General features: G+C 62.1%; 20 protein-coding genes. 9 read left to right on the top strand and 11 right to left on the bottom strand.

Annotated features, from left to right (window positions below):
- Window positions 1–76 precede the first annotated feature (76 nt).
- From HX792_RS12130 to HX792_RS12115, 4 genes are all read right to left on the bottom strand, one after another.
- On the bottom strand, window positions 77–1,747 hold the full coding sequence (locus HX792_RS12130; RefSeq protein ID WP_176996382.1) for a bifunctional protein-serine/threonine kinase/phosphatase: 1,671 nt from the start codon (window positions 1,745–1,747) through the stop codon (window positions 77–79).
- On the bottom strand, window positions 1,747–2,958 hold the full coding sequence (locus tag HX792_RS12125; RefSeq protein WP_176996330.1) for a NarK/NasA family nitrate transporter: 1,212 nt from the start codon (window positions 2,956–2,958) through the stop codon (window positions 1,747–1,749). The genes HX792_RS12130 and HX792_RS12125 overlap by 1 nt, the downstream gene beginning before the upstream one ends.
- A gap of 210 nt (window positions 2,959–3,168) precedes the next feature.
- On the bottom strand, window positions 3,169–3,744 hold the full coding sequence (locus HX792_RS12120) for an ANTAR domain-containing response regulator (protein WP_176996329.1): 576 nt from the start codon (window positions 3,742–3,744) through the stop codon (window positions 3,169–3,171).
- A gap of 13 nt (window positions 3,745–3,757) precedes the next feature.
- Window positions 3,758–4,984 (bottom strand): CmpA/NrtA family ABC transporter substrate-binding protein, encoded by a 1,227-nt coding sequence (locus tag HX792_RS12115; protein WP_176996328.1) that lies wholly within the window; start codon window positions 4,982–4,984, stop codon window positions 3,758–3,760.
- A 299-nt stretch (window positions 4,985–5,283) separates the two neighbouring features.
- Here HX792_RS12115 and HX792_RS12110 point away from each other — a divergent pair, with 299 nt between their 5' ends.
- From HX792_RS12110 to HX792_RS12095, 4 genes are all read left to right on the top strand, one after another.
- Window positions 5,284–6,024 carry a secretin N-terminal domain-containing protein gene (locus HX792_RS12110; RefSeq protein ID WP_371319348.1) on the top strand — a complete coding sequence of 247 codons (741 nt, stop codon included), beginning with the start codon at window positions 5,284–5,286 and terminating at the stop codon, window positions 6,022–6,024.
- A gap of 214 nt (window positions 6,025–6,238) precedes the next feature.
- The gene (locus HX792_RS12105; protein ID WP_176996327.1) at window positions 6,239–6,607 is read left to right on the top strand and encodes a winged helix-turn-helix domain-containing protein; all 369 of its coding nucleotides are present in this window, start codon (window positions 6,239–6,241) and stop codon (window positions 6,605–6,607) included.
- Window positions 6,600–7,061, top strand: coding sequence for a transglycosylase SLT domain-containing protein (locus tag HX792_RS12100; RefSeq protein ID WP_176996326.1), 462 nt, complete (start codon window positions 6,600–6,602; stop codon window positions 7,059–7,061). Before HX792_RS12105 ends, HX792_RS12100 begins: the two co-directional genes overlap by 8 nt.
- Window positions 7,062–7,146: 85 nt before the next feature.
- Complete coding sequence (locus HX792_RS12095; protein ID WP_176996325.1) at window positions 7,147–8,166, top strand: quinone-dependent dihydroorotate dehydrogenase; 1,020 nt, start codon at window positions 7,147–7,149, stop codon at window positions 8,164–8,166.
- A 277-nt stretch (window positions 8,167–8,443) separates the two neighbouring features.
- On the opposite strand, the gene rmf is transcribed toward HX792_RS12095, so the two are convergent.
- Window positions 8,444–8,659, bottom strand: a complete 216-nt coding sequence (gene rmf / locus HX792_RS12090) for a ribosome modulation factor (protein WP_002553055.1) — start codon at window positions 8,657–8,659, stop codon at window positions 8,444–8,446.
- A gap of 532 nt (window positions 8,660–9,191) precedes the next feature.
- Between rmf and rlmKL the strand changes: the two genes are divergently transcribed.
- Window positions 9,192–11,456, top strand: coding sequence for a bifunctional 23S rRNA (guanine(2069)-N(7))-methyltransferase RlmK/23S rRNA (guanine(2445)-N(2))-methyltransferase RlmL (gene rlmKL / locus HX792_RS12085; protein ID WP_176996324.1), 2,265 nt, complete (start codon window positions 9,192–9,194; stop codon window positions 11,454–11,456).
- A 140-nt stretch (window positions 11,457–11,596) separates the two neighbouring features.
- Window positions 11,597–13,981, top strand: coding sequence for a GGDEF domain-containing protein (locus HX792_RS12080; protein ID WP_176996323.1), 2,385 nt, complete (start codon window positions 11,597–11,599; stop codon window positions 13,979–13,981).
- Between the two features lie 96 nt (window positions 13,982–14,077).
- Here the strand turns inward: HX792_RS12080 and dacB are convergent, their stop codons facing one another.
- Entirely contained in the window at window positions 14,078–15,538 is a 1,461-nt protein-coding gene (gene dacB, locus HX792_RS12075) for a D-alanyl-D-alanine carboxypeptidase/D-alanyl-D-alanine-endopeptidase (RefSeq protein WP_176996322.1), read from the bottom strand.
- A 238-nt stretch (window positions 15,539–15,776) separates the two neighbouring features.
- Between dacB and HX792_RS12070 the strand changes: the two genes are divergently transcribed.
- Complete coding sequence (locus HX792_RS12070) at window positions 15,777–16,121, top strand: YggL family protein (RefSeq protein ID WP_016979277.1); 345 nt, start codon at window positions 15,777–15,779, stop codon at window positions 16,119–16,121.
- A gap of 37 nt (window positions 16,122–16,158) precedes the next feature.
- Here HX792_RS12070 and HX792_RS12065 read toward each other — a convergent pair whose 3' ends face one another.
- Complete coding sequence (locus HX792_RS12065) at window positions 16,159–17,349, bottom strand: benzoate/H(+) symporter BenE family transporter (RefSeq protein WP_176996321.1); 1,191 nt, start codon at window positions 17,347–17,349, stop codon at window positions 16,159–16,161.
- Between the two features lie 228 nt (window positions 17,350–17,577).
- Here HX792_RS12065 and HX792_RS12060 point away from each other — a divergent pair, with 228 nt between their 5' ends.
- Window positions 17,578–18,342, top strand: coding sequence for a GntR family transcriptional regulator (locus tag HX792_RS12060; RefSeq protein WP_176996320.1), 765 nt, complete (start codon window positions 17,578–17,580; stop codon window positions 18,340–18,342).
- A 96-nt stretch (window positions 18,343–18,438) separates the two neighbouring features.
- On the opposite strand, the gene guaD is transcribed toward HX792_RS12060, so the two are convergent.
- From guaD to xdhA, 4 genes are all read right to left on the bottom strand, one after another.
- Window positions 18,439–19,743 (bottom strand): guanine deaminase, encoded by a 1,305-nt coding sequence (gene guaD, locus HX792_RS12055; protein ID WP_176996319.1) that lies wholly within the window; start codon window positions 19,741–19,743, stop codon window positions 18,439–18,441.
- 12 nt (window positions 19,744–19,755) lie between these two features.
- Window positions 19,756–20,595, bottom strand: a complete 840-nt coding sequence (xdhC, locus tag HX792_RS12050) for a xanthine dehydrogenase accessory protein XdhC (protein ID WP_176996318.1) — start codon at window positions 20,593–20,595, stop codon at window positions 19,756–19,758.
- A 109-nt stretch (window positions 20,596–20,704) separates the two neighbouring features.
- Window positions 20,705–23,104, bottom strand: coding sequence for a xanthine dehydrogenase molybdopterin binding subunit (xdhB, locus tag HX792_RS12045; RefSeq protein WP_176996317.1), 2,400 nt, complete (start codon window positions 23,102–23,104; stop codon window positions 20,705–20,707).
- Window positions 23,097–24,545: a xanthine dehydrogenase small subunit gene (gene xdhA, locus HX792_RS12040; protein ID WP_176996316.1), complete on the bottom strand. Its 1,449-nt coding sequence runs from the start codon at window positions 24,543–24,545 to the stop codon at window positions 23,097–23,099. The genes xdhB and xdhA overlap by 8 nt, the downstream gene beginning before the upstream one ends.
- Before the next feature lie 280 nt (window positions 24,546–24,825).
- On the opposite strand from xdhA, the gene HX792_RS12035 reads away from it, so the two are divergent.
- Complete coding sequence (locus HX792_RS12035) at window positions 24,826–25,485, top strand: GntR family transcriptional regulator (protein WP_176996315.1); 660 nt, start codon at window positions 24,826–24,828, stop codon at window positions 25,483–25,485.
- Window position 25,486 lies beyond the last annotated feature (1 nt).

Raw genomic sequence — 25,486 nt, 5'->3', positions numbered from 1 at the left:
ATGCAGCGGTTGTGCCAAGTTGCCTTGTACCCGGGTTTACGGGGCTTGCGCAAAAACTGGAGTTGAGATTTGCTCCCTAGTGGTGCAGTAACCAATACAGCAGCACCAGATTGATCAGCAGCGACGCCACCGCCAGGGTCTGCCAGACCTTCAGCGGTTCACGCTCCAGCAACGGCCGTGGCCGCACGCTCAGCTCGCGACGGTCCGCCTGCTCCAGCACCAGCAGCCATTCTTCGGCGGTTTCATAACGCTGCGCGGGTTGAGCGGCCACCGCGCGTTCCAAGCTGAGTGGCAGCCAATCCGGCAGGTCCGGGCGGTAGCGGCTGGCGCTGACAGCTTGGGTGAAACGCGGCCGTTGGAAAGCCTCGATTTCACCGCAGGGGTACTGCCCGGTGAGCAGGTAATACAAGGTGACGCCGACGCTGTACAAATCCTGCTGTGCTGTAGGACGGTCACCGGCAAAGGCCTCCGGCGCGATAAAACTCGGGGTGCCGGGCAGCAAGTGGGCACGGTCTTCAGAAAGGCCCGGGCAATAAGCCAGGCCGAAATCCAGCACGCGCAGTTCGCCGTCGTCCCCCAGCAGCAGGTTTTCCGGTTTGATGTCGCGGTGCAGGATCTGCCGTCGATGCAGCAGGCCCACGGCACGCAGCAATCGCTCGGCGATGGACTGCCATTGCGCCAAGGGCAGCGGGCCTTGCTGCTCGAACAGCGCAGCCAGGGTTTGCCCGGGATATTCGCGCATCACGTAGTACAAGTGCTGACGCCCGCTGGCGGCATGCACTTCCGGAAACGCGCGCCCGGCCACCCGTCGCAAAAACCACTCTTCCGAGAGCAAGGCCTGGCCGGCATCGTTGTCGTCGTCACGGTTGAGCGGCAAGGTTTTCAACAGCCAGGCTTGTTGCTGGGCATCGCGTACCCGGTACAGCAACGACTGTCGGCTCTGCGCCAGCACGCACTCCACCTGCCAGCCCTCAAAGCGTTGCCCGGGTTTCAGCGGCGGCGGCAAGGGCCATTGCTGCAACTGCACCAAGGCATCGCCGAGGGTGGCGGCGCCCAGTGCGTCGATGCGCACCAGCAGGGCACTGGCGTTGTCCTGGCTGCCGGCCAAATGAGCGGCGTTGACCAGCGTGTTCACTGCCAGGTCGAGGTCGGTTTGTTCACGCAGGATCGTGCTGATGCTGTGATCGCCCAGGGTGGCCCACACACCATCGCTGAGCAGCAGAAAGCATTCGCCCGAACGCAGTTCGCCGTCGAGAAAATCCAGTACCAGGTGCTGATCCAGGCCGAGTGCGCGCTTGAGCACATGCTGCATGCCCGGTTGCTCCCACACATGGTCTTCGCTGATGCGCTGCAGCTCGCCGTCCAGCCAGCGATAAACCCGGCAATCGCCGACGTGCGCCAGGGTGAAGCGCTGGCCGCGAAACACCAGGGCGCTGAGGGTGGTCAGCAACGGCTGGCCACCGCCATTGGCCTGCAGCCAGCGGTTTTGTGCGAGCAGCAGGCGTTCCAGGGCCTGGGCCACGCCCCAGGTTTGCGGCGTGGCGTAATAGTCCAAGGCCAGGGCCTGCAAGGTCGAGCGTGCAGCCAACCCGCCATCGGCGCATTGGCTCACACCGTCGGCCAATGCACACAGGTAGCCTTTGCTGGCGGCCAGTTCCGCGACCGGCGTGACCACGCGCAGGGCGTCCTGGTTTTCTGCCCGTGGGCCGATGGCGCTGGCGTGGGCGACGCTCAGTTGCAGGCTCATCAGACGCGGGCAGCGGTCACGGCGGCCGAACCCCAAGTGGTTCTCCAGCGGCGTTTCACCCCGTGCAGGCCGAACCAGGCCAGCACGCCAAGGCTGGCGAACAACCACAGCGCCATCTGGTAACTGCCGGTGCTTTGCTTGATCGCGCCCATGCCGGCCGCCAGGGCAAAACCGCCGATCCCACCGGCCATGCCGATCAGGCCGGTCATCACGCCGATCTCACGGCGAAAGCGCTGCGGTACCAGTTGGAACACCGCGCCATTGCCCGCGCCGAGGCCGAACATGGTGCAGACGAACAGCGCCAATGCCGCGTAGGAACTGGGCAGGTTGAAACCCACCGCCGCGATGCAGATCGCCGCCACGCTGTACATGCCGAGCAGGGTGCGGATGCCGCCGAAACGGTCGGCCAGGGCGCCGCCCAGCGGGCGCATCAGGCTGCCGCCAAACACGCAGGCTGCGGTGTAGTAGCCGGCCGTGACCGGGCTCAGGCCGTACTGGTCGTTGAAGTAGCCGGGCAGGGCGCTGGCCAGGCCGATGAAACCGCCAAACGTCACGCTGTAGAAGAACATGAACCACCAGCTGTCGCGGTCGCCCAGGGCCTTGAAGTAGTCGGCCATGGATTTGGCCTTCGGGCGTTCCGGTGCATTGCGCGCCAGCCAGGCAAAGACGATCAGGGTGAGCACCAGCGGGATCAGCGCGAAGCCAAACACATTGCTCCAGCCAAACGCTGCGGCCAGCACGGGTGCGAGCAAGGCGGCAAATACGGTACCGGAGTTGCCGGCGCCGGCGATGCCCATGGCCTTGCCCTGGTGTTCGGCCGGGTACCATTGGGACGCCAGCGGCAGGGCGACGGCAAATGACGCACCGGCCATGCCCAGGAACACGCCCAGCAACAGGGCTTGTTCATAGCTGTGGATGCCCAGCTTCCAGGCGCCGAACAGCGCGGCGATCACGATCACCTGGCCGATCAGCCCGGCGGTTTTGGGCGACAGCTTGTCAGCCAGCATGCCCATCAGGAAGCGCAAGACGGCGCCCGCCAGGATCGGCGTCGCCACCACCAGGCCGCGCTGCTGGGTGGTCAGGTGCAGGTCGGCGGCGATCTGCACCGCCAGCGGGCCCAGCAGGTACCAGACCATGAAACTCAGGTCGAAATACAGGAACGCGGCAAACAGGGTCGGGGTGTGCCCGGATTTCCAGAAGCTTGATTTCATCACGCACCTCAACGGTTGGGAGTCTTGTAAGAAGGCCGGGTGATGGAACAGCCGGCGAAGGCTGCCCCACCGGCCCCATGCACTGGGGCCAAAACGAAAAAACGCCGCCACCGGGTTTGCGGGGGCAAACCGGATGTGCGACGTCTTTGTCGTGGAGGGGCAACCGCCGTTGGTTACCTGTGATGAATGCTTAGCAAGAGCTGAGCCAAATCAGCCGAGCAGCTCACTCATGGCGATAATCTGCTCGGCCACCTGGATCAGTTTCTGCTGGCGGCTCATGGCCTGGCGGCGCATCAGGGTGTAGGCCTCTTCCTCATTGCAGCTCTTCATTTTCATCAGCATGCCCTTGGCCAGCTCGATGCGTTTGCGCTCGGCCAGTTGCTGGTCCCGCGCCTGGAGCTGGGCGCGCAGGGCCTGGTCGCTCTCGAAGCGCGCCATGGCCACGTCGAGAATCGGCTGCAGGCGCTGGGCCTGAATGCCTTCGACAATGTAGGCGCTGACGCCCGACTTGATCGCCTGGCGCATCACATTCGGGTCGTGCTCGTCGGTAAACATCACGATCGGCCGTGGCTGGTCGCGGCTGACCAGCACCACTTGCTCCATCACATCGCGCCCGGGTGACTCGGTATCGATCAGGATCACGTCCGGTCGCACCGTTTCGACGCGTGCCGGCAGGTCGATGGTCAGGCCCGACTCATCAATGACCTCGAACCCTGCCTCAATCAGCGCGGCCCGGAGCCGGCCGACTTTACGCGGTGTGTCGTTGATCAACAGGATTCGCAACATATCCGTGCTCCTGTCAGCGCAAGGCTTGGCGGCTGGCGTGGTCGGCCATGGCGTGCAGGCGGAAGCTGCGCGCATAGGCGGCGGGGTTACTGCCGTCCCAGACCTTGCCGTCGATCAGTTGGCTGCTGCGCATGTCCTGGGGGTTGCTTGAAACGCCCACCGCGCTGGCGGCCTGACGGTACAGGTCCAGTTGCTGGACATGGCGGGCGACGCCCAGGTAGTCCGGGTCTTCGCGCAACAGACCCCAGCGGCGGAACTGGGTCATGAACCACATGCCGTCCGACAGGTAGGGCAGGTTTACCTCGCCATCGGCAAAAAAGCGCAGTGCGTGAGGGTCTTGCCATTGGTTGCCCAGGCCATCGTCATAGGTGCCCAGCAGTCGGGGTTCGATGCAGTCGAGCGGGGCATCCAGGTAGTCGCGGGCGCTGAGCAGTTGTGCGGTAGAGCGACGGTTTTCCTGGCTTTCTTCAATAAAACGGCTGGCTTCAAGAATGGCCATCACCAGCACCCGCGCCGTGTTGGGGTATTGCTCGACGAACGCCTGGGTACAGCCGAGTACCTTTTCCGGATGGTCGGGCCAGATCGCCTGGGTGGTCGCCAGGGTGAAGCCCTGTTGTTGCTTGACTGCGCTGGCACACCAGGGCTCACCGACACAAAAACCGTCGATGCGCCCGGCCTGCAGGTGCGCGACCATCTGCGGCGGCGGGACCACCACACTGTCCACGTCCTGCAAGGGGTGGATGCCCTGGCTCGCCAGCCAGTAATACAGCCACATGGCGTGGGTGCCCGTGGGAAATGTCTGGGCGAAGGTCAGTTTTGTTCGGCTTTGGTGCACGTGGCGATCCAGTGCCTCGGGAGTGGTCACGCCCTGCTGTTGCAAACCGTGGGACAGGTTGATGCTCTGGCCGTTTTGATTGAGCCCCATCAGCACCGCCATCTCGGTGGGCGCTACACCGCCAATACCCAGGTGTACGGCGTAGATCAGCCCGTACAGGCTATGGGCGGCGTCCAGCTCACCGCTGACCAGTTTGTCGCGCAGGTTGGCCCAGGAGGACTGGCGCTTGAGGTTCAGTGTCAGCCCGTAGGGTTGGGCGAAACCCTGGGTGGCGGCGACCACCAGCGATGCGCAATCGGTCAGCGCCATGAAACCCAGGTCCAGGCTGCTCTTTTCCGGAGCATCACTGCCGTTGACCCACGCCAGTGGATTATTCACCGGGCTGTTGCCGACCGAATCGTTCATCAACACCTACCTTTTCTCTCAAAAAAAAGCGTCGTTCCCTCGGCGGGCGCTATGGGCCATTGGAGGGTAACGACGCCTTTGTCCGTAGGCCCGCTCCGACGTTGGTGTGGGCCCTGATGCCAAGTGTGTAGCAAGGCACATGCCACGCAATGTCATCAGCTTTTCATCAAGATTGAGCGCCGCTTGCCTTTCAGTATGGCCGCTTCTCTACGCCAGACCGCCGAGGTAAACCCACTTTGCACGCTGACTCCGCCGCAACGTTGACCTGTCACTGGCTATGCCGGTGGGTGTTGTGTGCTGTGTTGCTGCTCTGTTGCGCGGCGGCCTGGGGCGAGGTCTATCAGACGCAGGATGCAAGCCTGGGCAGCGTACTCAACGCGTTGTCCGGGCCTCTGGGGGTTGCGGTTGTGGTCAGCCGGCAGGTGGATCGCAAGCGCGTCAGTGGATCGTTCGATTTTGCTGCGCCCGAGCAGGTGTTGGAGGCTCTGGCCAGGCAGGAGGGGCTGATCTGGCACCGTGACCGACAAGCGCTGTACCTCTACGAGGCTGCCGAGATTAGACGTTCGGCCGTCGTGCTCCGGCATATTTCCGTCAGCAGGCTGCGCAGCCTCATGCAAGGGACAGGGCTGGATGAGTCCCGCTTCCCTCTGCGTGAGAGCGGGCAGCGCATGTTCTATGTGTCCGGGCCGCCGAGCTATGTCGACCGCGTGCTGCGGTTGGCGCAATTGATGGATCGCCAGCCTGCAAAGGTGCCCGAGCAGGCGTTTGGGGTGGTGGCAGTGCTCCATCACTTTGTGGCGGACCGTAAGTCCGGGGCCGGTGCAGATGAACCTACGGTGCCGGGGATGAACTCCATGATCGAGACCTTGCTGGTGCGTAACCGCAAGCACCTTTTGGCCGACAAGGGGTTCGCCGTCATTGCCTATCCCGACATCAACAGTTTGCTGGTCAGGGGCACACCGGCGCAGGTCAAGTTGATCAAGCAATGGGTGGCGGAGTTGGACGTACCCCAGCAGGCGAACGAGCCAGCGCCCCCCTGAATTCGTTCGATGTATTGGCGGGCAAATGAATGAGCAGTGGTGAGCCTTGGCGTGGGTGGAGAATTTTCTTACCGGGTACTTCTGAAAATCGACGGGTAAATCGGCTTTGTCCTGGCGTGGGTTGCGGAACAGGTTTTTATAGTCATGGCGTTGATTGGGCAGCCAGTAGTGGCAATGAGGGTTTCAATGTCGAAAGTCGAATACAGAGGTGTGCATGGCCGTCGCAAGTGATGGAGTGTCGACGTCCCTCGTGTTTGATCGCTGGACCTTGCACGGCGATGGGCGGTTGACGGGAGTGGGCGCGGATATTCAGTTGCCTCCCAAGGAGGGCCAGGTTCTGCGTCTATTATTGGGCTCCGGTGGCGCGCTGATGACCAAGGACCGTTTGCTGGAGCAGGCGTGGCCTCGGGGCGAAGTGGCCGAGGAGTCGCTGACGCGGTGCATTTACGCGTTGCGCAAGCACTTGAAGACCGACAAGGGGTTTATCAAGACGATCTACGGCCGGGGTTATCGCTTTACCTGCCCGGTGCAGGCTGAAAAGCGGGGTGTGTGTTCCGCCTGTGGGCAAGCCAGCAATGGCTAGTACCTGGAGCAAAAGCCTGTTGCTGGTGGCGTGCCTGGGCGGCAATCAAGCGCTGGCCAACTGCTGGAACGAGGCTGCCAGCCGCTATGACCTTGAGCCCGAGCTGCTACAGGCCATCGCTGCCGTGGAGTCGGGTTATCGCACGCAAGCGGTAAACCACGCCAACCGCAACGGCACGCGTGACATCGGCTTGATGCAGATCAACAGCATTCACTTGCCGCGCCTGCTCAAGCAGGGTATCACCGAGGAACGCTTGTTGAGCGAGCCTTGCCTGTCGGTGGAGGTGGGCGCTTCGATTCTCGCCGAGTTCGTCCAGCGTTTCGGCTACAACTGGACGGCGGTGGGTTCCTACAACATCGGCGCAGGCCCGGGGCCGCAGCGTGAGACCTTGCGCATGCGCTACGCGCAGAAAATCTGGGCGCACTATGAGGCGCTGGTCGCGCAGCGCTATTGACGATTGGACGGCATGCCTCGCGTGTACACGGCCACCCCGGCTATAATCGCCGCCACCTTTACCGCCATCCGAGTCTAGCCCGCCCATGTATACCCTGGCCCGCCAGCTGTTGTTCAAACTCTCCCCGGAAACCTCCCACGATCTGTCCCTGGACCTGATCGGTGCCGGTGGCCGACTGGGGCTCAATGGCCTGGTATGCAAGGCCCCGGCGAAAATGCCGGTGTCGGTAATGGGGCTGGACTTCCCCAACCCGGTCGGCCTGGCTGCCGGCCTGGACAAGAACGGCGCGGCCATCGATGGTTTTGCACAGTTGGGGTTCGGTTTTGTCGAAATCGGCACCGTGACCCCACGGCCACAACCGGGCAACCCCAAGCCACGCATCTTCCGCTTGCCGGAAGCCGAGGCGATCATCAACCGCATGGGCTTCAACAACCTGGGGGTTGATCACCTGCTGTCACGGGTGCAGGCGGCGAAGTACACCGGCATTCTCGGGATCAATATCGGCAAGAACTTCGACACCCCGGTTGAACGTGCGGTGGATGACTACCTGATCTGCCTGGACAAGGTCTACGCCCATGCCAGCTACGTCACCGTCAACGTCAGCTCGCCGAATACCCCGGGCCTGCGCAGCCTGCAGTTTGGTGATTCCCTCAAGCAACTGCTTGAAGCCCTGCGCCAGCGCCAGGAAGACCTGGCCGTGCGCCACGGTAAGCGCGTGCCGCTGGCCATCAAGATTGCTCCGGACATGAGCGATGAGGAAACCGTGTTGGTGGCCCAGGCCCTGGTGGACTCGGGCATGGACGCAGTGATCGCCACCAACACCACCCTCAGCCGTATTGGCGTCGAAGGGCTCGCCCATGGTGACGAGGCGGGCGGTCTGTCGGGCGCGCCGGTGCGTGACAAGAGTACCCATATCGTCAAGGTGCTGGCGACCGAACTGGCAGGGCGCCTGCCGATCATCGCCGTGGGTGGCATCACCGAAGGCAAGCATGCGGCCGAGAAAATCGCGGCCGGTGCCAGCCTGGTGCAGTTGTACTCGGGCTTTATCTACAAGGGCCCGGAACTGATTCGCCAGTCGGTGGATGCGATCGCTGCACTGCGCTGACACTTTTATTGCAGGAGCAGGCTTGTGTGGGAGCTGGCTTGCCTGCGATGGCATCACTGCGGTGTGACTGACACACCGAGGTGGCTGCATCGCGGGCAAGCCCGGCTCCCACACACGCCCGCTCCCACCCTGAGTCCGAGTACGTCGGGTAGTTTTTTCCAGCCAATAAAAAGGGCTCCATAAAGGAGCCCCTGGGCCGAAGCCCGCCGCCCGGATGGGGCGTGCGTGGTAAGTCGTTACAAATCCAAAGGTGGTGTGTCGGAATTAAGTGCCCTGATTAGCCGACGGCGTGAAGTTCGTTGAGTCTGTGGATGCCCGCAGTGCCAGTCATACCGTCCCAGTTGTCGCCGCGTCCTTCTCGCCAGCCGTTGATCCAGGCTTGGCGTACCGACGGTAGAGTAAATGGGCAAAGCTCACGGGATTTTCCATGAACGCCATATTGATATCCGCGTAAAAATGCTCTTTCCAACGGATCACGCTTAAGTCTTCTCATAGGGTGTTTCCCTCACTTGTTGACTGTCTAGATATCCTTCGGCCTCGTCCGAGGCCGGGCAGAGTTTTTCTGCCGTTGGTGGGCTCGCTGCCGGCGTGGCGAGCCAATGTGTCGGCGTCGTTACGGCGCCAACCTGTGTTGAGTTCTAACCAATAGGTCACATGGATTCAATGACCGTTTTGTCATAAGCACGTAACGATAACGATGCTATAGCCATAAGCTGGGCTGGCTTTTCGCCCCATTTGTCTGGCAAAGCCAGCTATGATGCACCCTGCATAGAGGATGGGTTTAATCCTTTAGTGAGAATGCCCGCTCGTTGCAGTCGGTTATTATTCGACGAAGGGTCGGAATATTTCTTTTTGTTGCAACTATTTATTTATCTGCCCCGGCAATCACGGCCCAAAGGCCCGGCAGCCGGGGTGGGACGGTACATTCGTGCCACGCGAGCGCTCTTCAAGAAAAGTGCTTGATTGAAAACCGAACCGGCGATGCGTCGCCCGTTCATTTATTGCTGAAAAGCCTGGAATGCCCCATGTCGGACCGTTTTGAACTCTTCCTCACCTGCCCCAAGGGCCTCGAAGGCCTGCTGATCGAGGAAGCCGTCGGGCTTGGCCTTGAGGAAGCCCGCGAGCACACCTCGGCCGTGCGCGGCATGGCCGACATGGAAACCGCCTACCGCCTGTGCCTCTGGTCACGCCTGGCCAACCGCGTGTTGCTGGTCCTCAAGCGCTTCCCGATGAAGGATGCCGAAGACCTCTACCACGGCGTGCTGGATATCGAATGGGCCGACCACATGGTCCCTGACGGCACCCTCGCGGTGGAATTCAGCGGCCACGGTTCGGGCATCGACAACACCCACTTCGGCGCCTTGAAGGTCAAGGACGCCATCGTCGACAAGCTGCGCACGCCGACCGGTGAGCGCCCGTCCATCGACAAAATCAACCCGGACCTGCGCATCCACCTGCGCCTGGACCGTGGCGAAGCCATCCTCTCCCTCGACCTGTCCGGGCACAGCCTGCACCAGCGCGGCTATCGCCTGCAGCAGGGCGCGGCACCGTTGAAGGAAAACCTGGCCGCCGCGATCCTGATCCGCGCCGGCTGGCCGCGTATTGCTGCTGAGGGCGGTGCGCTGAGCGACCCGATGTGCGGCGTGGGCACCTTCCTGGTCGAAGGCGCGATGATCGCCGCCGACATGGCGCCCAACCTGAACCGCGAACTGTGGGGCTTCACCACTTGGCTCGGCCACGTCCCGGCGTTGTGGAAGAAGCTGCACGCCGAGGCCACCGAACGTGCCTCCATCGGCATGAACAAGCCGCCGCTGTGGATCCGTGGCTACGAAGCCGACCCGCGCCTGATCCAGCCCGCGCGCAACAACATCGAACGTGCCGGCCTGAGCCACTGGATCAAGGTGTACCAGGGCGAAGTCGGTACTTTTGAGCCGCGCCCGGACCAGAACCAGAAAGGCCTGGTCATCTGCAACCCGCCGTACGGCGAGCGCCTGGGTGACGAAGCCAGCCTGTTGTACCTCTACCAGAACCTCGGCGAGCGTCTGCGCCAGGCGTGCATGGGCTGGGAAGCCGCGGTGTTCACCGGCGCGCCGGACCTGGGCAAGCGCATGGGCATCCGCAGCCACAAGCAGTATTCATTCTGGAACGGTGCGTTGCCGTGCAAGTTGCTGCTGATCAAGGTCAACCCGGATCAGTTCGTCACCGGCGAGCGCCGTACCCCGGAACAGCGTCAGGCCGAGCGTGAGCAAGCCGCTTATGATCAAGCCCCGGCCGCACCACAAGAGCGCCAGTACAACAAGAACGGCAACCCGATCAAACCCGCACCGGCACCTGTGGTCGAGCAAGCGCGGCTGAGCGAGGGCGGGCAGATGTTCGCCAACCGCCTGCAGAAGAACCTCAAGTTGCTGGGCAAGTGGGCCAAGCGTGAAGGCGTGGATTGCTACCGTGTGTACGACGCCGATATGCCGGAATACTCCATGGCCATCGACCTGTACCACGATTGGGTGCACGTGCAGGAATATGCGGCGCCGAAGTCCATCGACCCGGAAAAAGCCTCCGCACGCATGTTCGATGCCCTGGCCGCGATTCCCCAGGCGCTGAACATCGACAAGAGCCGCGTGGTGGTCAAGCGCCGCGAGCGTCAGAGTGGCACCAAGCAGTACGAGCGTCAGAGCGCCCAGGGCAAGTTCACCGAAGTCAGCGAAGGCGGCGTGAAGCTGCTGGTCAACCTCACCGACTACCTGGACACCGGCCTGTTCCTCGACCACCGCCCGATGCGCCTGCGCATCCAGAAAGAAGCGGCCGGCAAGCGCTTCCTCAACCTGTACTGCTACACCGCGACCGCCAGTGTGCACGCAGCCAAGGGCGGCGCACGCAGCACCACCAGCGTCGACCTGTCCAAGACCTACCTGGACTGGGCCCGTCGCAACTTCTCCCTCAACGGTTTCTCCGACAAGAACCGCCTGGAGCAGGGTGATGTGATGGCCTGGCTGGAGGCCAGCCGCGATGAGTTCGACCTGATCTTCATCGACCCGCCAACCTTCTCCAACTCCAAGCGCATGGAAGGCATATTCGACGTGCAGCGCGATCACGTGCAGTTGCTCGACCTGGCCATGGCGCGCCTGGCGCCGGGCGGCGTGCTGTACTTCTCGAACAACTTCCGCAAGTTCGCGCTGGAGGACAACCTCAGCGAACGCTACGCGGTCGAGGAAATCAGCGACAAGACCATCGACCCGGATTTTGCGCGCAACGCCAAGATCCATCGCGCGTGGAAAATCACCGCGCGCTGATCGCCGTGACACAAAAGCCGCACGCCTGATTATTCCGGGTTTGCGGCTTTTTTACGCTGGTCAAACCTTGGGCCGCTCGCTATAACTAAGGCCTAGCCAAAGTGACACCCCCCCGCACGCTGGCGTTGTGAGTGTTGCCTATGCCGATGCAAGCCGTCCGCCCGAAAATCCTTGGCTTTATCAGTGAGCAGGCGTCGGCTTGGCTGGTGGCATTGGTGGTGTTATTGGCCGGTTGCGCGCTGACGGCCATCATCGCCTGGGCGGCTGCCGACCTCTATCAACAGCAAGTTCGCCAGCGTTTCCAGCTGCTCGTCAACGAACGCTACACCCGCCTTCAAGAGCGCTTCGAGGACCAGGAACAACGCCTGGGCAGCCTGCGGCGTTTCTTCGTCAACTCCGATGATGTCTCCCGCGAAGAGTTTGACGGCTTCGCCCAGCCCCTATTGTTGCGCGCCCGGGCCTACGCCTGGGCCCCTCGGATTTTTCGCGACCAGCGCAGCCAGTTTGAACAGGAAATCTCCCGTCAGCGCGGCACGCCCTTCAGCATTCGGGAGCTGAATTCGTCGGGCGACCTGGCTCCCGCTGCCGAACGGGATGAATACGTGCCGGTGCTGTACAGCCAGACCCAGAGCTTGCTCGGCTCGCCCCTGGGCTTTGACCTGCTGGCCCAGCCCCTGCGGCGTTCGGCCCTTGAACGTGCACAGAAGACCGGCAAGCCTGCGGTGTCCCAACCCATGCAACTGGTGGGCGTTGAGCCCGCTTATGCTGCCGGCGTGTTGCTGGTGGCGCCGGTCAGCAAGCTGTCGGAAACCGAACCTTTCGGTTTTGTGATGGCGGTGATCAGCATGCGCCAACTGGTCGCCGACGGCTTGCCCAAGCCGAACCGTGACAACCTGGTGATGCAGATAATCGACACCTCCGACACCCAGCAACGGGTGCTGTACGCCTCCAGCAATGCCGTGGGTGACAGCGACCTTGCTGCTGCGCGTCGTCTCAGCCTGGGCGACCATGTCTACGCGCTGAACCTGCGGGCAAGCAAGGTTTTTGACCTGGCCAACCATTCTTCCCTGAGCACCATCTTGACCATGGGCGGGCTGCTCAGCCTGTTGCTCAGCGCCTTGCTCTATGTGTTGGTCAGCCAGCGCCAGCGGGCCCTGAAAATGGTCGAGCAGCGTACCGAGCAGTTGCGTTTGCGTGAGCAGGAATTGCGCGGCGCCCATGGGCAATTGCGCAGTGTGCTGAATGCCGCCACCCAGGTCGCGATCATCGCCACGGACTTGCGCGGGGTCATCAACACCTTTAACGCCGGTGCCGAGCAAATGCTGGGGTTCAAGGCTGACGCGGTGCTGGGGCGCATGACCCTGGAAAGCCTGCACCTGGCATCGGAGCTGGACGCACGCGCCGCCAGCTTGAGCGTGACCTTGGGCAAGCGCATTCCCCCCAGCCAGGCGATGCTGGTGGAAAGCCCGGACAACCTGCACGAGGCCCGGGAATGGACCCTGCTGCGCCAGGACGGCAGCCCGTTGACCGTGAACATGCTTGGCACCGTGTTGCTGGATGACCATGGTCTGTGGATCGGGCACCTGGCGATCTACCTGGATGTCACCGAGCAAAAGCGCGCCTACGAAGCCTTGGCCGCGCGCGACCGCCTGCTGAAAAAGCTCAGCGCCCATGTGCCCGGCGGGATCTTCCAGTTCACCCTGGAACCCCAGGACCAGTGGCGTTTCATCTACGCCAGCGATGGCATGCGCGATATCTATGAAATCGAGCCGGGCGTGCTGCAGCAGGACGCGAGCAAGGTGTTCGAGCGCATTCACCCGCTGGACGCAGAGCGGGTGCGGGTGTCGATTCGCCTGTCAGCGTTGCAGTTGAGTCATTGGCGCGAAGAGTATCGCGTGCTGTTGCCGCAACGCGGCCTGCGCTGGATTCGGGGTGAAGCGACGCCAGAAGAACTGCCGGGCGGCGGTACGTTGTGGCATGGCTATGTGTCGGACATTTCCGACCTCAAGCGGGTGGAGGAGGAGCTGCGTGCGCTCTCGATTACCGACGCCCTGACCGGCATCCATAACCGGCGCTATTTCCAGGATCGCCTCAAGGCCGAGATGATCCGGCTCAATCGCACGTCGGGGGCGCTGTCGCTGATCATGCTCGATATCGATCACTTCAAGCGCATCAACGATCAGCACGGCCACGGTGTGGGCGACGGCGTGTTGCAGGAAGTGTGCAAACGCATCAGCCAGCGCCTGCGCCGCACCGACGTGTTCTGCCGCCTGGGGGGCGAAGAGTTTGTGGTGCTGTGCCCCAACACCGATGCAGGCCAGGCCTACAGCCTGGCGATGGAGCTGTGGCAAGCGTTGCGCGGTGCGCCGATGGAGTCGGTGGGGGTGGTGACCGCCAGCTTTGGCGTGGCCAGTTGGCGTATCGATGAAGGCATCGATGGGCTGCTGCTGCGTGCGGACTCGGCGGTGTATGTGGCTAAACAGGCGGGCCGGGACCGTGTGGAGGCTGAACGCCTGAGCGCCTGATTCTCCGTGTAGGAGCCGGCTTGCCGGCGATGAGGCCCGAAAGTTCAAGGGTGATCTTTCGGGTGCCATCGCCGGCAAGCCGGCTCCTACAAAGGCTTATAAGACCGGGGCGGCAGCCACGGCTTTGGGCTGGCGATACAGGTCCAGCAACACCTGGTCCAACACAGACGAAGCGCCCCACGGTTTCGAGTCGTTGAGGATCGCCACCACTACCCAGCTGTTGCCGTTGTTGTCGCGGCTGAACCCGGCGATGGCGCGCACGGTATTCAAGGTGCCGGTCTTCACGTGGGCTTCGCCGCGCATGGCCGTGGTTTTCAGGCGTTTACGCATGGTGCCGTCGGTGCCGGCAATCGGCAGCGAGCTGATGTATTCGGCCGCGTAAGGTCCTTTCCAGGCCGCTTGCAGCATGGCCGCCATCTCACGGGCGCTGACCCGTTCGGCGCGGGACAGGCCGGAGCCGTTCTCCATCACCAGGTGCGGTGCCGTGATGCCTTTTTTCGCCAGCCATTGACGCACCACGCGTTGCGCGGCCTTGGCATCGTCGCCGTCGGCATCGTTGCGGAACTGCGCGCCCAGGCTCAGGAACAGCTGCTGGGCCATGGTGTTGTTACTGTATTTGTTGATGTCGCGGATGATCTCCGCCAGGTCCGGCGAGAATGCGCGGGCCAGCACCTTGGCGTCTTTGGGTACCGGCGCCTGGATATCACGGCCCTGGATGGTGCCGCCCAGTTCCTGCCAGATCGCACGCACGGCGCCGGCGGTGTAGGTGGCGTGGTCCAGCAGCGACAGGTAGGTCTGCGAGCTGCAGCCATCGCCCAACTGGCCGCTGACGGTGACGGTCACGCTGCCATCGGCCGCCGTGACCGGGTTGTAGCGCACGTCGCCGGTGCACTGCTTGGCGTTGGAGACTTTCACTTGGTTGTCGATGCGAATGCTGGCGATCGGTGGCTCTACCGATACGATCACCCGGCCCGAATCGTTGCGGGTCACGAAGCGCAGGGCCTTGAGGTTGACCAACAGAGCGTCCGGCTTGACCAGGAACGGCTTGTTCTCGTCATTGCCGTCGTCGTTGAACTCGGGCAATTGCGGTTGGTTGAAGAAGCTGCGGTCCAGCACCAGGTCGCCGGTGACTTGCTGCACGCCATTGGCACGCAGGTCACGCATCAGCAGCCAGAGCTTTTCCATGTTCAGCTTGGGGTCGCCGCCGCCCTTGAGGTACAGGTTGCCGTGCAACACGCCGCCGCTGAGGGTGCCGTCAGTGTAGAACTCGGTTTTCCACTGGTGGTTGGGGCCGAGCATTTCCAGGGCGGCGTAGGTGGTCACCAGCTTCATGGTGGAGGCGGGGTTGACCGACACGTCGGCGTTGAACACGGTCGGTGTACCGGGGCCGTTGAGCGGCAGCATCACCAGGGACAGCGAGGTATTGGGAATCTTGGCTTTCTGCAGAGCCTGTTGGACATTCGGCGGCAGGGTGTTGTTGATCGGGGCGGCGGTGACGGAAAAGGCCAGTGGCAGGAGAACGCTGGCAAGCAGAAATGGACGCAAAGATTTGATCATAAGAAGTAAAACCCTACTGCTGAGGAGGGTGAAAAAGGCGAGGGGTAAATAGGAAAAATCCCTCAATGGTCATGAAAGTGTCGGCATTATGCCCCAAGGTGGATCCACTTGTAGCTGAACGATAGCTGGTATTGGGCGTTTTTTTTGCGGGCCAATGGCCGCCTGTCCCAGAGAGTCGGGCAATCGCCGCCTTAAACTGCTAAAGTGCCGCCCGTTATTACTTAAGAGGATTGTTCCAATGGCGACTAACCGTTCCCAGCGTCTGCGCAAAAAACTGTGCGTTGATGAATTTCAAGAGCTGGGTTTCGAACTGAACCTGGACTTCAACGAAGGCCTGAGTGAAGAAGCTATCGACGCTTTCCTCGAAGCATTCATCAAAGAAGCCATGGAAGCCAACGGCCTGGGCTACGTGGGCGGCGACGACTTCGGTCTGGTTTGCCTGCAGAAGCGCGGCTCGGTGTCCGAAGAGCAACGTGCTGCTGTTGAAGCCTGGCTGAAAACCCGTTCCGAGCTGACCAAGGCTGAAGTCAGCCCGCTGCTGGACGTGTGGTATCCGGAAAAGCCGATCAACGCGGCTAAGTGATACTGAAAAAAACGGCGACCTGAGGGTCGCCGTTTTTTTATGCCTTGCGCCAGTTCAGAATCAGCAGCGTCAACACCCCCGCCACAATCCCCCAGAACGCCGAGCCGATGGAAAACAGCGTCAAGCCAGACGCGGTGACCATAAAGGTGATCAGCGCCGCTTCCCGTTCCTTCGGCTCATTCATGGCAATGCTCAAGCCATTGATGATCGAGCCAAACAGCGCCAGGGCTGCAATCGACAGCACCAGTTCCTTGGGCAAGGCGGCGAACAATGCCGCCAAGGTAGCGCCAAACACCCCGGCAATCCCGTAGAACACGCCACACCACACCGCCGCCGTGTAGCGTTTGTTGCGGTCTTCATGGGCATGGGGGCCGGTGCAGATGGCCGCGCTGATCGCTGCCAGGTTGATGCCGTGGGAGCCGAAGGGCGACAGCACCAGGGAAGCCAGGCCGGTGGCCGTGATCAGCGGCGAGGCTGGCACGTTGTAGCCATCGGCGCGTAGCACGGCAACACCGGGCATGTTCTGCGAGGTCATCGCCACCACAAACAGCGGGATGCCGATGCTGATGGTGGCGGCCAGGGAGAAGTGCGGGGTGGTCCACACCGGCGTGGCCACTTCCAGGTGAAAGCCGCTGAAATCCAGCAACCCCATCAACCCTGACAGCGCGGTGCCAATCACCAATGCGGCCAGCACCGCGTAGCGCGGCGACAGGCGCTTGATCACCAGGTAAGTGAAAAACATCCCCAGCACCAGGCCGGTGCGATGCTGCGTGGCGACGAAGATCTCGCTGCCGATCTTGAACAGGATGCCGGCGAGCAAGGCCGCCGCCAGCGATGCCGGAATACGCTTGACCAGTTTTTCAAAGCTGCCGGTCAGCCCGCAAATCGTCACCAGCACCGCGCAAGTGATGTAGGCGCCGATGGCTTCGCCATAACTCACGCCGCCGAGGCTGGTGATCAACAGCGCCGCGCCGGGGGTGGACCAGGCAATGGTGATCGGCGTGCGATAGCGCAGGGACAGGCCGATGCTGCACACCGCCATGCCGATGGAGATCGCCCAGATCCACGAGGAAATCTGCGCCGTGGTCAAGCCGGCTGCCTGGCCGGCCTGGAACATCAGCACCAGGGAGCTGGTGTAGCCGGTCATCATGGCGATGAAACCGGCGACGACCGCGGACGGCGAAGTGTCGGCCAACGGGCGCAACGGCGCTTGGGTGGCGTGTGTCATGGCGAGGTGTTCCTTTTACCTGAGGCTTTTTACCGATGAAGGCGCGAATTCAAGCCTAAACTCAAACGTAACCAGTCATTGCAATACAGACGAGGCCGCAAACAGCCGTACAGTGTGTTGGCGCATTCGGTTGTGTACAATGTGCCCTGTTTTTAGGCGATACTTGCCAGCGACACGCTGTTGCCGTATTACCGTTAATTCGCCGCCGTTCTCCAAACCCGAGTGCCCATGAACGAACAGTTGCAACCTCTCAAGAAACAACCGCGAGCTGGCAAGGCCGGTCGCAGCGGAACCCAGGACGATATCGTCTACGCGCATATCTTCGAGGCGATCCTCGAACAACGCCTGGCACCCGGTACCAAATTGAGTGAAGAGGCACTGGGCGAAATCTTTGGCGTCAGCCGCACCATCATTCGCCGTGCGCTGTCGCGCCTGGCCCATGAAGGCGTGGTGTTGCTGCGGCCCAATCGCGGTGCCGTGGTGGCCAGCCCGAGTGTCGAAGAGGCCCGCCAGGTGTTCATGGCGCGGCGTCTGGTGGAGCGGGCGATCACCGAGCTGGCAGTGCAGCACGCCACGGCCGAGCAACTGGCCGAACTGCGCCAGATGGTCAACGACGAGCGCGACAGTTTCTCCCGGGGCGATCGCGGTGCGGGTATCCGCCTTTCCGGCGAGTTCCACCTCAAGCTGGCCGAAGCGGCGAAGAACGCGCCGTTGATCAGCTTCCAGCGCAGCCTGGTGTCCCAGACCTCGTTGATCATCGCGCAGTACGAAAGCGGCAACCGCTCGCACTGCTCCTACGATGAACACACCCAGTTGATCGATGCGATCGAAGCGCGGGACGCGGTGCTGGCGGTGGATTTGATGATGCATCACATGGATCACATCGACAGCAAGCTCAACCTCGATGAAGAGAGCGCGTCGGATGATTTGCATGCGGTGTTTTCGCACCTGTTGCAGACCAAGAAGCCAGGGCGCTCCTCGATCAAACTCTGATCCCAATAAAAATGTGGGGGCCGGCTTGTGTGGGAGCAGGCAAGCTAGCTCCCACATAAACCCGCTCCCACATTTGGTTTTGTGGTGTACCTGAAATTAGCGTTGGTGCACGAGCTGCCCCGCCGCATACGTCTGCAACACAGTCCGATCATCCCCCAGCGTCATCAGTACAAACAACGTCTCGGCAATGGTGTTCGCCTGCTTCAGGCGATAGCTCAGCAACGGCGTGGCGTTGTAGTCCAGCACCAGGAAGTCCGCATCGGTGCCTGGCTGCAGCGTGCCGATCTTGTCTTCCAGGCGCAGCGCACGCGCACCGCCCAGGGTTGCCAGGTACAGCGACTTGAACGGGCTCAACCGCGCGCCCTGCAACTGCATGACTTTGTAGGCTTCGTTCAGGGTTTGCAGCAGCGAGAAGCTGGTGCCGCCGCCCACGTCGGTGCCCAGGCCTACGTTCAATTTGTGTTTTTCCGCCATTGGCAGGTTAAACAAGCCACTGCCGAGGAAGAAGTTTGACGTAGGGCAGAACGCAACCGCCGAGCCGGTTTCTGCCAGGCGCGCGCACTCGTCATCACACAGGTGCACGCCATGGGCAAACACCGAGCGTTCGCCGAGCAATTTGTAGTGGTCGTACACATCCAGGTAGCCGTTGCGCTCCGGGAACAGCTCTTTCACCCACTCCACTTCCTGCTTGTTCTCACTGATGTGAGTCTGCATGTACAGGTCCGGGTATTCGCCCAGCAATTGCCCGGCGAGTGCCAGTTGTTCCGGCGTACTGGTCGGTGCAAAGCGTGGGGTGACCGCGTAGTGCAGGCGGCCTTTGCCGTGCCAGCGCTCGATCAGCGCCTTGCTTTCCTGGTAGCCGCTTTCGGCGGTGTCGGTGAGGTAGTCCGGCGCGTTGCGGTCCATCATCACCTTGCCGGCGATCATACGCAGGTCGAGCTTCTCGGCCGCTTCGAAAAAGGCATTCACCGACTGCGGGTGCACGCTGCCGAACACCAGTGCGGTGGTGGTGCCGTTGCGCAGCAGTTCCTTGATGAAAATATCCGCGACTTCTTCGGCATGGGCCTTGTCGGCGAACTGGCTTTCACACGGGAAGGTGTAGGTGTTGAGCCAATCCAGCAACTGCTCGCCGTAGGCGCCGACCATGCCGGTTTGCGGCAGGTGGATGTGGGTGTCGATCAGGCCGGGGGTAATCAGCGCATCTTGGTAATGGGTGACTTCGATGTCGGCGGGCAGCGTCGGCAACAAGTCACCTGCATGGCCGATGGCGCTGATCTGGCCGTTTTCGATCACCAGCAGGCCGTCTTCAAAGTACTCATAGGAGGCTTCGATCCCCACTTGCGCAGGGTCGGCGATGCTGTGCAGGAGGGCGGCACGGTAGGCTTTGCGAGTCAAAGGCATGGTGATCTCAATTCAAATGGCTTGGCTGCGGCGTGACGCCGGCAGCAGTTTGGCGATGGGTTCGGCGCTGGCGGTGTGCTGGCCGAAATTGGCGTTATAGGTGGCGATGATTTCGCCGGCGATGGAGATCGCGATCTCCACCGGCAATTTGCCCTTCACCTCGGTGAGGCCCATGGGGCAGCGCATGCGTTGCAGTTGCGCGGCGTCGAAGCCGCGATCACGCAGGCGGTGTTCGAACTTGACGCGTTTGGTCTTCGAACCGATCAGGCCGAAGTAGGCGAAGTCGTTGCGCTTGAGCAGGGCGGCGGTGAGTTCCAGGTCCAGCGCGTGATTGTGGGTCATCACGATGCAGTAACTGCCCACCGGCAGGTCGGCAATTTCGTCGACCGGCTCTTCGCTGACGATTTTACGCACGCCTTGCGGGATATGTTCCGGAAACTCCTGGTCACGGGAATCGATCCAGCGCACCCGGCACGGCAGGCTGGCCAGCAACGGCACCAGTGCACGCCCCACGTGGCCGGCACCAAACACGGCGATCTGCGCTTGCACTTGGCCCATCGGTTCGAACAGCAACACGGTCACACCGCCGCAGCACTGGCCCAGGCTGGCACCGAGGCTAAAGCGCTCCAGGTGGGTTTTCTGCTGGCCACGCACGAGCATGTCCCGGGCGATCTGCATCGCCTTGTATTCCAGGTGGCCGCCGCCGATGGTGTCGAAGGTTTGCGCGGCGCTGATCACCATCTTGGAACCGGCGTTGCGTGGCGTGGAGCCGAGCTCTTCGATGATGGTGACGAGTACGCAGGGTTCACCGCGGTTTTGCAGGTCGGCGAGGGCGCTGATCCAATAATTCATAGTCACCTCTTGTGGTGTCTGTGAGACCGCTATCGCTGGCAAGCCAGCTCCTACAGTTGATCGCGTTCCCTGTAGGAGCCGGCTTGCCGGCGATAGCAGCACCTCGGTCCTAAAGCGAAGCCAGCTCGGTTTCAGTCTCAACAGCCTTCGCCGCACTCAACTGCCGCATCTGCTCACATCCCCACAACACCCGCTCCGGCGTCGCCGGCGCATCGATCTTCGGCTGATGGCGATAGTCACCCAGGCTCGCCACCGCATCCTTGATCGCACACCACGAGGCAATTCCGAGCATGAATGGCGGCTCGCCCACGGCCTTGGAATGGAACACCGTGTCTTCCGGGTTCTTGCGGTTCTCCACCAGCTTCACTCGCAGGTCCAGGGGCATGTCGGCCACGGCCGGGATCTTGTAGCTGGCCGGGCCGTTGGTCATCAGCTTGCCCTTGTTGTTCCACACCAGCTCTTCCATGGTCAGCCAGCCCATGCCCTGGATGAAGCCGCCTTCCACCTGGCCAATGTCGATAGCCGGGTTCAGCGAGGCTCCCACGTCATGCAGGATGTCGGTGCGCAGCATCTTGTATTCGCCGGTCAGGGTGTCGACGATCACTTCGCAGCAGGCCGCGCCAAAGGCGAAGTAGTAAAACGGCCGACCCCGTGACTGGCTGCGGTCGTAGTAGATTTTCGGGGTCTTGTAGAAGCCGGTGCTCGACAGCGAGACCTGGGCGAAATACGCCTGCTGGATCAACGCCTCGAACGTCAGGATCTGATCGCGCACCCGCACGTGGCCGTTGTGGAACTCCACGTCCGCTTCGCTCACGTCGTACTTGCGTGCAGCGAATTCCACCAGGCGCTGCTTGATGGTTTCGGCGGCATTCTGCGCGGCCTTGCCGTTCAGGTCGGCACCGCTGGAAGCGGCGGTTGGTGAGGTGTTGGGCACCTTGTCGGTGTTGGTCGCGGTGATCTGCACGCGGTCGATTTCCACCTGGAACACTTCGGCAACCACTTGCGCGACCTTGGTGTTCAAGCCCTGGCCCATCTCGGTGCCGCCGTGGTTCAGGTGGATGCTGCCGTCGGTGTAGATGTGAATCAGCGCACCGGCCTGGTTGAGGAAGCTGGCGGTAAACGAAATGCCGAACTTCACCGGGGTCAGCGCCAGGCCTTTTTTCAGGATCGGGCTGTGGGCGTTGTACAGGCGGATGGCTTCGCGGCGCTCGGCGTATTGGCTGCTGGCTTCCAGCTCGGCGGTCATCTCTTCGAGCATGTTGTGCTCGACAGTCTGGTAGTAGTGGGTGACGTTGCGCTCGGTCTTGCCGTAGTAGTTGGCCTTGCGCACCGCCAGCGGGTCCAGCGCCAGGTGGCGGGCGATGGCGTCCATCACTTCTTCGATGGCAACCATGCCCTGCGGGCCGCCGAAGCCGCGATAGGCGGTATTGGACGCGGTGTTGGTCTTGCAGCGATGGCCGTTGACCGTGGCGTCGCCCAGGTAATACGAGTTGTCGGAGTGGAACATGGCGCGGTCGACAATCGAGTTGGACAGGTCTGGCGAGCAGCCGCAGTTGCCCGCCAATTCCAGGTTGATCCCGTGCAAGCGGCCGCTGTCGTCAAAGCCCACGTCGTATTCGATATAGAAGGGGTGGCGCTTGCCGGTCATCAGCATGTCTTCGACGCGCGGCAGGCGCATCTTGGTCGGCTGGCCGGTGATGCGCGCGACCACCGCGCACAGGCACGCGGGGCTGGCGGCCTGGGTTTCCTTGCCGCCAAAGCCGCCGCCCATGCGGCGCATGTCCACGACGATCTTGTTCATCGACACGTCCAGCACTTCGGCCACCAGCTTTTGCACTTCGGTGGGGTTCTGGGTGGAGCAGTAGACGATCATGCCGCCGTCTTCAGTGGGCATCACCGAAGAGATCTGGGTTTCCAGGTAGAAGTGTTCCTGGCCGCCGATGTGCAAGGTGCCCTGGATACGGTGTTTTGCCGTGGCCAATGCGCCAACCGAGTCGCCGCGCTGGTGGGTGTGGCTGTCGAGCACAAAGTGCTTCTTGCGAAACGCCTCGACCACGTCCAGCACCGGCTCCAGGTCTTCGTATTCGATCACGGCAGCCATCGCTGCTTTGCGTGCGGTTTCCAGGTCGCGGGCCGCCACCGCCAGCACCACTTGGCCAACGAACTGCACGGTGTCGATGGCCAGCAACGGGTCGCCGGGCATCAGCGGGCCGATGTCTTTCAGGCCCGGCACGTCTTCGTGGGTGATGGCAATGCGCACGCCTTCAAAGGCGTAGCAAGGCGCGGTGTCGATGCTGATGATGCGCGCATGGGCGCGGTCGGACATGCGTGCATACAGGTGCAACTGGTTGGGGAATTCCAGGCGGTCATCGATGTACTGCGCTTCACCGGACACATGCTTGGCGGCGCTGTCATGCTTGACGCTGCGGCCCACACCTGAGGTGAGGTCCTGGGCGAACAGCTCGGCCAGTTCAGCCTGGGTTTTAACGACGGCGTGATGGTTAGACATAAGCGGTCACCCGAGTCTCGATGTGTGGCGTTTGCAGCTCGATGAAGTATTTGCGCAGCAGGTTCTGGGCGCTGAGCAGGCGGTATTCCTTGCTGGCGCGGAAGTCAGAAAGCGGGGTGAAGTCTTCGGCCAGGGCGGCGCAGGCTTTTTCCACGGTGGCAGCGTTCCAGGTCGCGCCGATCAGCACGGTTTCGCAGTGCTTCGCACGTTTGGGGATGGCGGCCATGCCGCCGAAGGCCACGCGGGCATCGCTGATTACGCCGTTGTCGAGCTTGAGGTTGAACGCGGCGCAGACCGCGGAAATGTCATCGTCCAGGCGCTTGGAAACCTTGTACGCCCGGAACAGCGCGTGGCCCTTGGGCACAATGATCTTCTCGATGAACTCGCTGTCCTGGCGGGCGGTGATGCGGTAGTCGATGAAGTAGTCTTCCAGCGCCAGGGTGCGGCGGGTGTTGCCTTTGCACAGCACGATCTGCGCACCCAGGGCGATCAGCAGCGGCGGCGAATCGCCGATGGGCGAAGCGTTGCCAATGTTGCCGCCCAGGGTGCCCTGGTTGCGGATCTGCAGGGAGGCGAAGCGGTGCAGCAGGTCGCCAAAGTCCGGATAGGCGTGGTGCAGCGCGGCGTAGCAGTCGGAGAGGGCGGTGGCGGCGCCGATTTCCAGACGATCGTCGAAGTCTTCGATGCGCTTCATCTCGTCGATATTGCCGACGTAGATCATCACCGGCAGAGTGCGGTGGAACTGGGTGACTTCCAGCGCCAGGTCGGTGCCGCCGGCCAGCAGGCGGGCTTGGGGGTAGGCGTCATAGAGGTCAGCCAGGTCGGCGACGGTCAGCGGCACCAGGCAGCGTTTGTCGCCGCTGTTGAGTTCACCGGTTTGCGTCGGCGCGATGGCTTTGAGCTGGGCGATAGTCTCGGCCTGGCGGCTGTCGAACTGGTCTTGGGGTTTGTTGCAGCACGCCTGTTCGGCGGCGGCCAGGATTGGGCGGTAGCCGGTGCAGCGGCACAGGTTGCCGGCCAGGGCTTCGTGGGCCTTTTGGCTGTCGGGGGCATCGCTGTTCTTTTGCAGCGCGAATAGCGACATCACAAAACCTGGGGTGCAAAAGCCGCATTGCGAACCGTGGCACTCGACCATGGCCTGTTGCACGCTGTGCAATTGGCCCTGGTGCTTGAGGTCTTCGACGCTGATCAGTTGCTTGCCGTGCAGGGAAGACACAAAGGTCAGGCACGAGTTGAGGCTGCGATAACGGATCTGCTCGACGCCTTGTGCATCGGTCTGCAGCTCGCCGACCACCACGGTGCACGCACCGCAATCGCCGCTGGCGCAGCCTTCCTTGGTACCGGGTTTGCCCAGGTGCTCGCGCAGGTAGTTGAGCACCGTCAGGTTGGGGTCCAGGGCGTGCTCGCTACGGAGTTCCCTGTTAAGTAAAAACTGGATCACGGAAGGCCTCGCAGACTCATTATTGTTGTTAACCGCTTTGCGCCGAATCTAGTCATCTCTGACTTTTCGGTCAATGATTTTCTGACCAGAAGGTCAAGAAAATGCAGTCGCAACACTTTCAATTATGGTCCAGTCTTCTGGAACCGGCGTTTTCAGGGGCTTTTGGCTTTTCAGCGCTGCTTATTTCATGCCAAATTCGCCACGGTGGGCGTAGCGCCATCAGCGGGCCAATGCGCTACACTGCCGCGCTTGTACCGATAGAAGATTTTGAAGGGAAAACATGACGTTCAAGGCGCCGGACAGTCTCGCCGAGCAAATTGCTCACCACCTCGCCGAACGTATCATTCGCGGCGATCTCAAGCCTGGGGAGCGGATCCAGGAACAGAAGGTCACGCTGGCACTCAATGTCAGCCGTGGTTCCGTGCGTGAAGCCTTGCTGATCCTCGAACGCCGCCACCTGATCGCGATCCTGCCGCGCCGTGGTGCCCACGTCACCGAGCTCACCGCGCACAAGGTGCAGAGCCTGTGCACCTTGATGGGCGAGCTGTACATCCTGCTGGGCAACGCCGTGGCCCAAGGCTGGCAGACCCAGGCTGACATGGGCCCGTTCCTGCAGATCCAACAGCGCCTGGTGGCGAGTTTCGAGCGCCAGGACATCCGCGCCTTCGTCGAAGAAAGCTTCAACGTGATGCGCGCCGCGTACCCCTTCGCCAATAACCCGTACCTGCAGGAAACCGTCGAGAACCTGCAACCGGCGATGAACCGCGCTTATTACCTGGCGCTGGATCAGCGCAAGGCGTCGATGAGCGAGTACCTGACGCTGTTCGAGCAACTACTCGCCGCCGTACTCGCCCGTGACCTGGTGCAAATCCGCCAAGTGCTTTCGGCCTATGGCCAGCGCAGTTGCTCGCTGGTCATCGCTGCGTTGGCGGACGCCTAAA

This window comes from Pseudomonas sp. B6002 (assembly GCF_013385985.1).
Taxonomy (GTDB): domain Bacteria; phylum Pseudomonadota; class Gammaproteobacteria; order Pseudomonadales; family Pseudomonadaceae; genus Aquipseudomonas.
The sequence above is the reverse complement of the archived record's forward strand: the minus strand, read 5'-3'. Positions and strand labels throughout refer to the sequence as shown.

Excerpts from the sequence above, each read along its gene's own strand:
- HX792_RS12115 (WP_176996328.1), bottom strand. The coding sequence starts at position 4,984 with ATGAACGATTCGGTCGGCAACAGCCCGGTGAATAATCCACTGGCGTGG.
- HX792_RS12130 (WP_176996382.1), bottom strand. The coding sequence starts at position 1,747 with ATGAGCCTGCAACTGAGCGTCGCCCACGCCAGCGCCATCGGCCCACGG.
- dacB (WP_176996322.1), bottom strand. The coding sequence starts at position 15,538 with ATGATCAAATCTTTGCGTCCATTTCTGCTTGCCAGCGTTCTCCTGCCA.
- HX792_RS12065 (WP_176996321.1), bottom strand. The coding sequence starts at position 17,349 with ATGACACACGCCACCCAAGCGCCGTTGCGCCCGTTGGCCGACACTTCG.
- HX792_RS12095 (WP_176996325.1), top strand. The coding sequence starts at position 7,147 with ATGTATACCCTGGCCCGCCAGCTGTTGTTCAAACTCTCCCCGGAAACC.
- HX792_RS12070 (WP_016979277.1), top strand. The coding sequence starts at position 15,777 with ATGGCGACTAACCGTTCCCAGCGTCTGCGCAAAAAACTGTGCGTTGAT.
- HX792_RS12105 (WP_176996327.1), top strand. The coding sequence starts at position 6,239 with ATGGCCGTCGCAAGTGATGGAGTGTCGACGTCCCTCGTGTTTGATCGC.
- xdhC (WP_176996318.1), bottom strand. The coding sequence starts at position 20,595 with ATGAATTATTGGATCAGCGCCCTCGCCGACCTGCAAAACCGCGGTGAA.
- HX792_RS12080 (WP_176996323.1), top strand. The coding sequence starts at position 11,597 with ATGCCGATGCAAGCCGTCCGCCCGAAAATCCTTGGCTTTATCAGTGAG.
- xdhB (WP_176996317.1), bottom strand. The coding sequence starts at position 23,104 with ATGTCTAACCATCACGCCGTCGTTAAAACCCAGGCTGAACTGGCCGAG.
- rmf (WP_002553055.1), bottom strand. The coding sequence starts at position 8,659 with ATGAGAAGACTTAAGCGTGATCCGTTGGAAAGAGCATTTTTACGCGGA.
- HX792_RS12100 (WP_176996326.1), top strand. The coding sequence starts at position 6,600 with ATGGCTAGTACCTGGAGCAAAAGCCTGTTGCTGGTGGCGTGCCTGGGC.
- HX792_RS12060 (WP_176996320.1), top strand. The coding sequence starts at position 17,578 with ATGAACGAACAGTTGCAACCTCTCAAGAAACAACCGCGAGCTGGCAAG.
- rlmKL (WP_176996324.1), top strand. The coding sequence starts at position 9,192 with ATGTCGGACCGTTTTGAACTCTTCCTCACCTGCCCCAAGGGCCTCGAA.
- HX792_RS12125 (WP_176996330.1), bottom strand. The coding sequence starts at position 2,958 with ATGAAATCAAGCTTCTGGAAATCCGGGCACACCCCGACCCTGTTTGCC.
- HX792_RS12035 (WP_176996315.1), top strand. The coding sequence starts at position 24,826 with ATGACGTTCAAGGCGCCGGACAGTCTCGCCGAGCAAATTGCTCACCAC.
- guaD (WP_176996319.1), bottom strand. The coding sequence starts at position 19,743 with ATGCCTTTGACTCGCAAAGCCTACCGTGCCGCCCTCCTGCACAGCATC.
- HX792_RS12120 (WP_176996329.1), bottom strand. The coding sequence starts at position 3,744 with ATGTTGCGAATCCTGTTGATCAACGACACACCGCGTAAAGTCGGCCGG.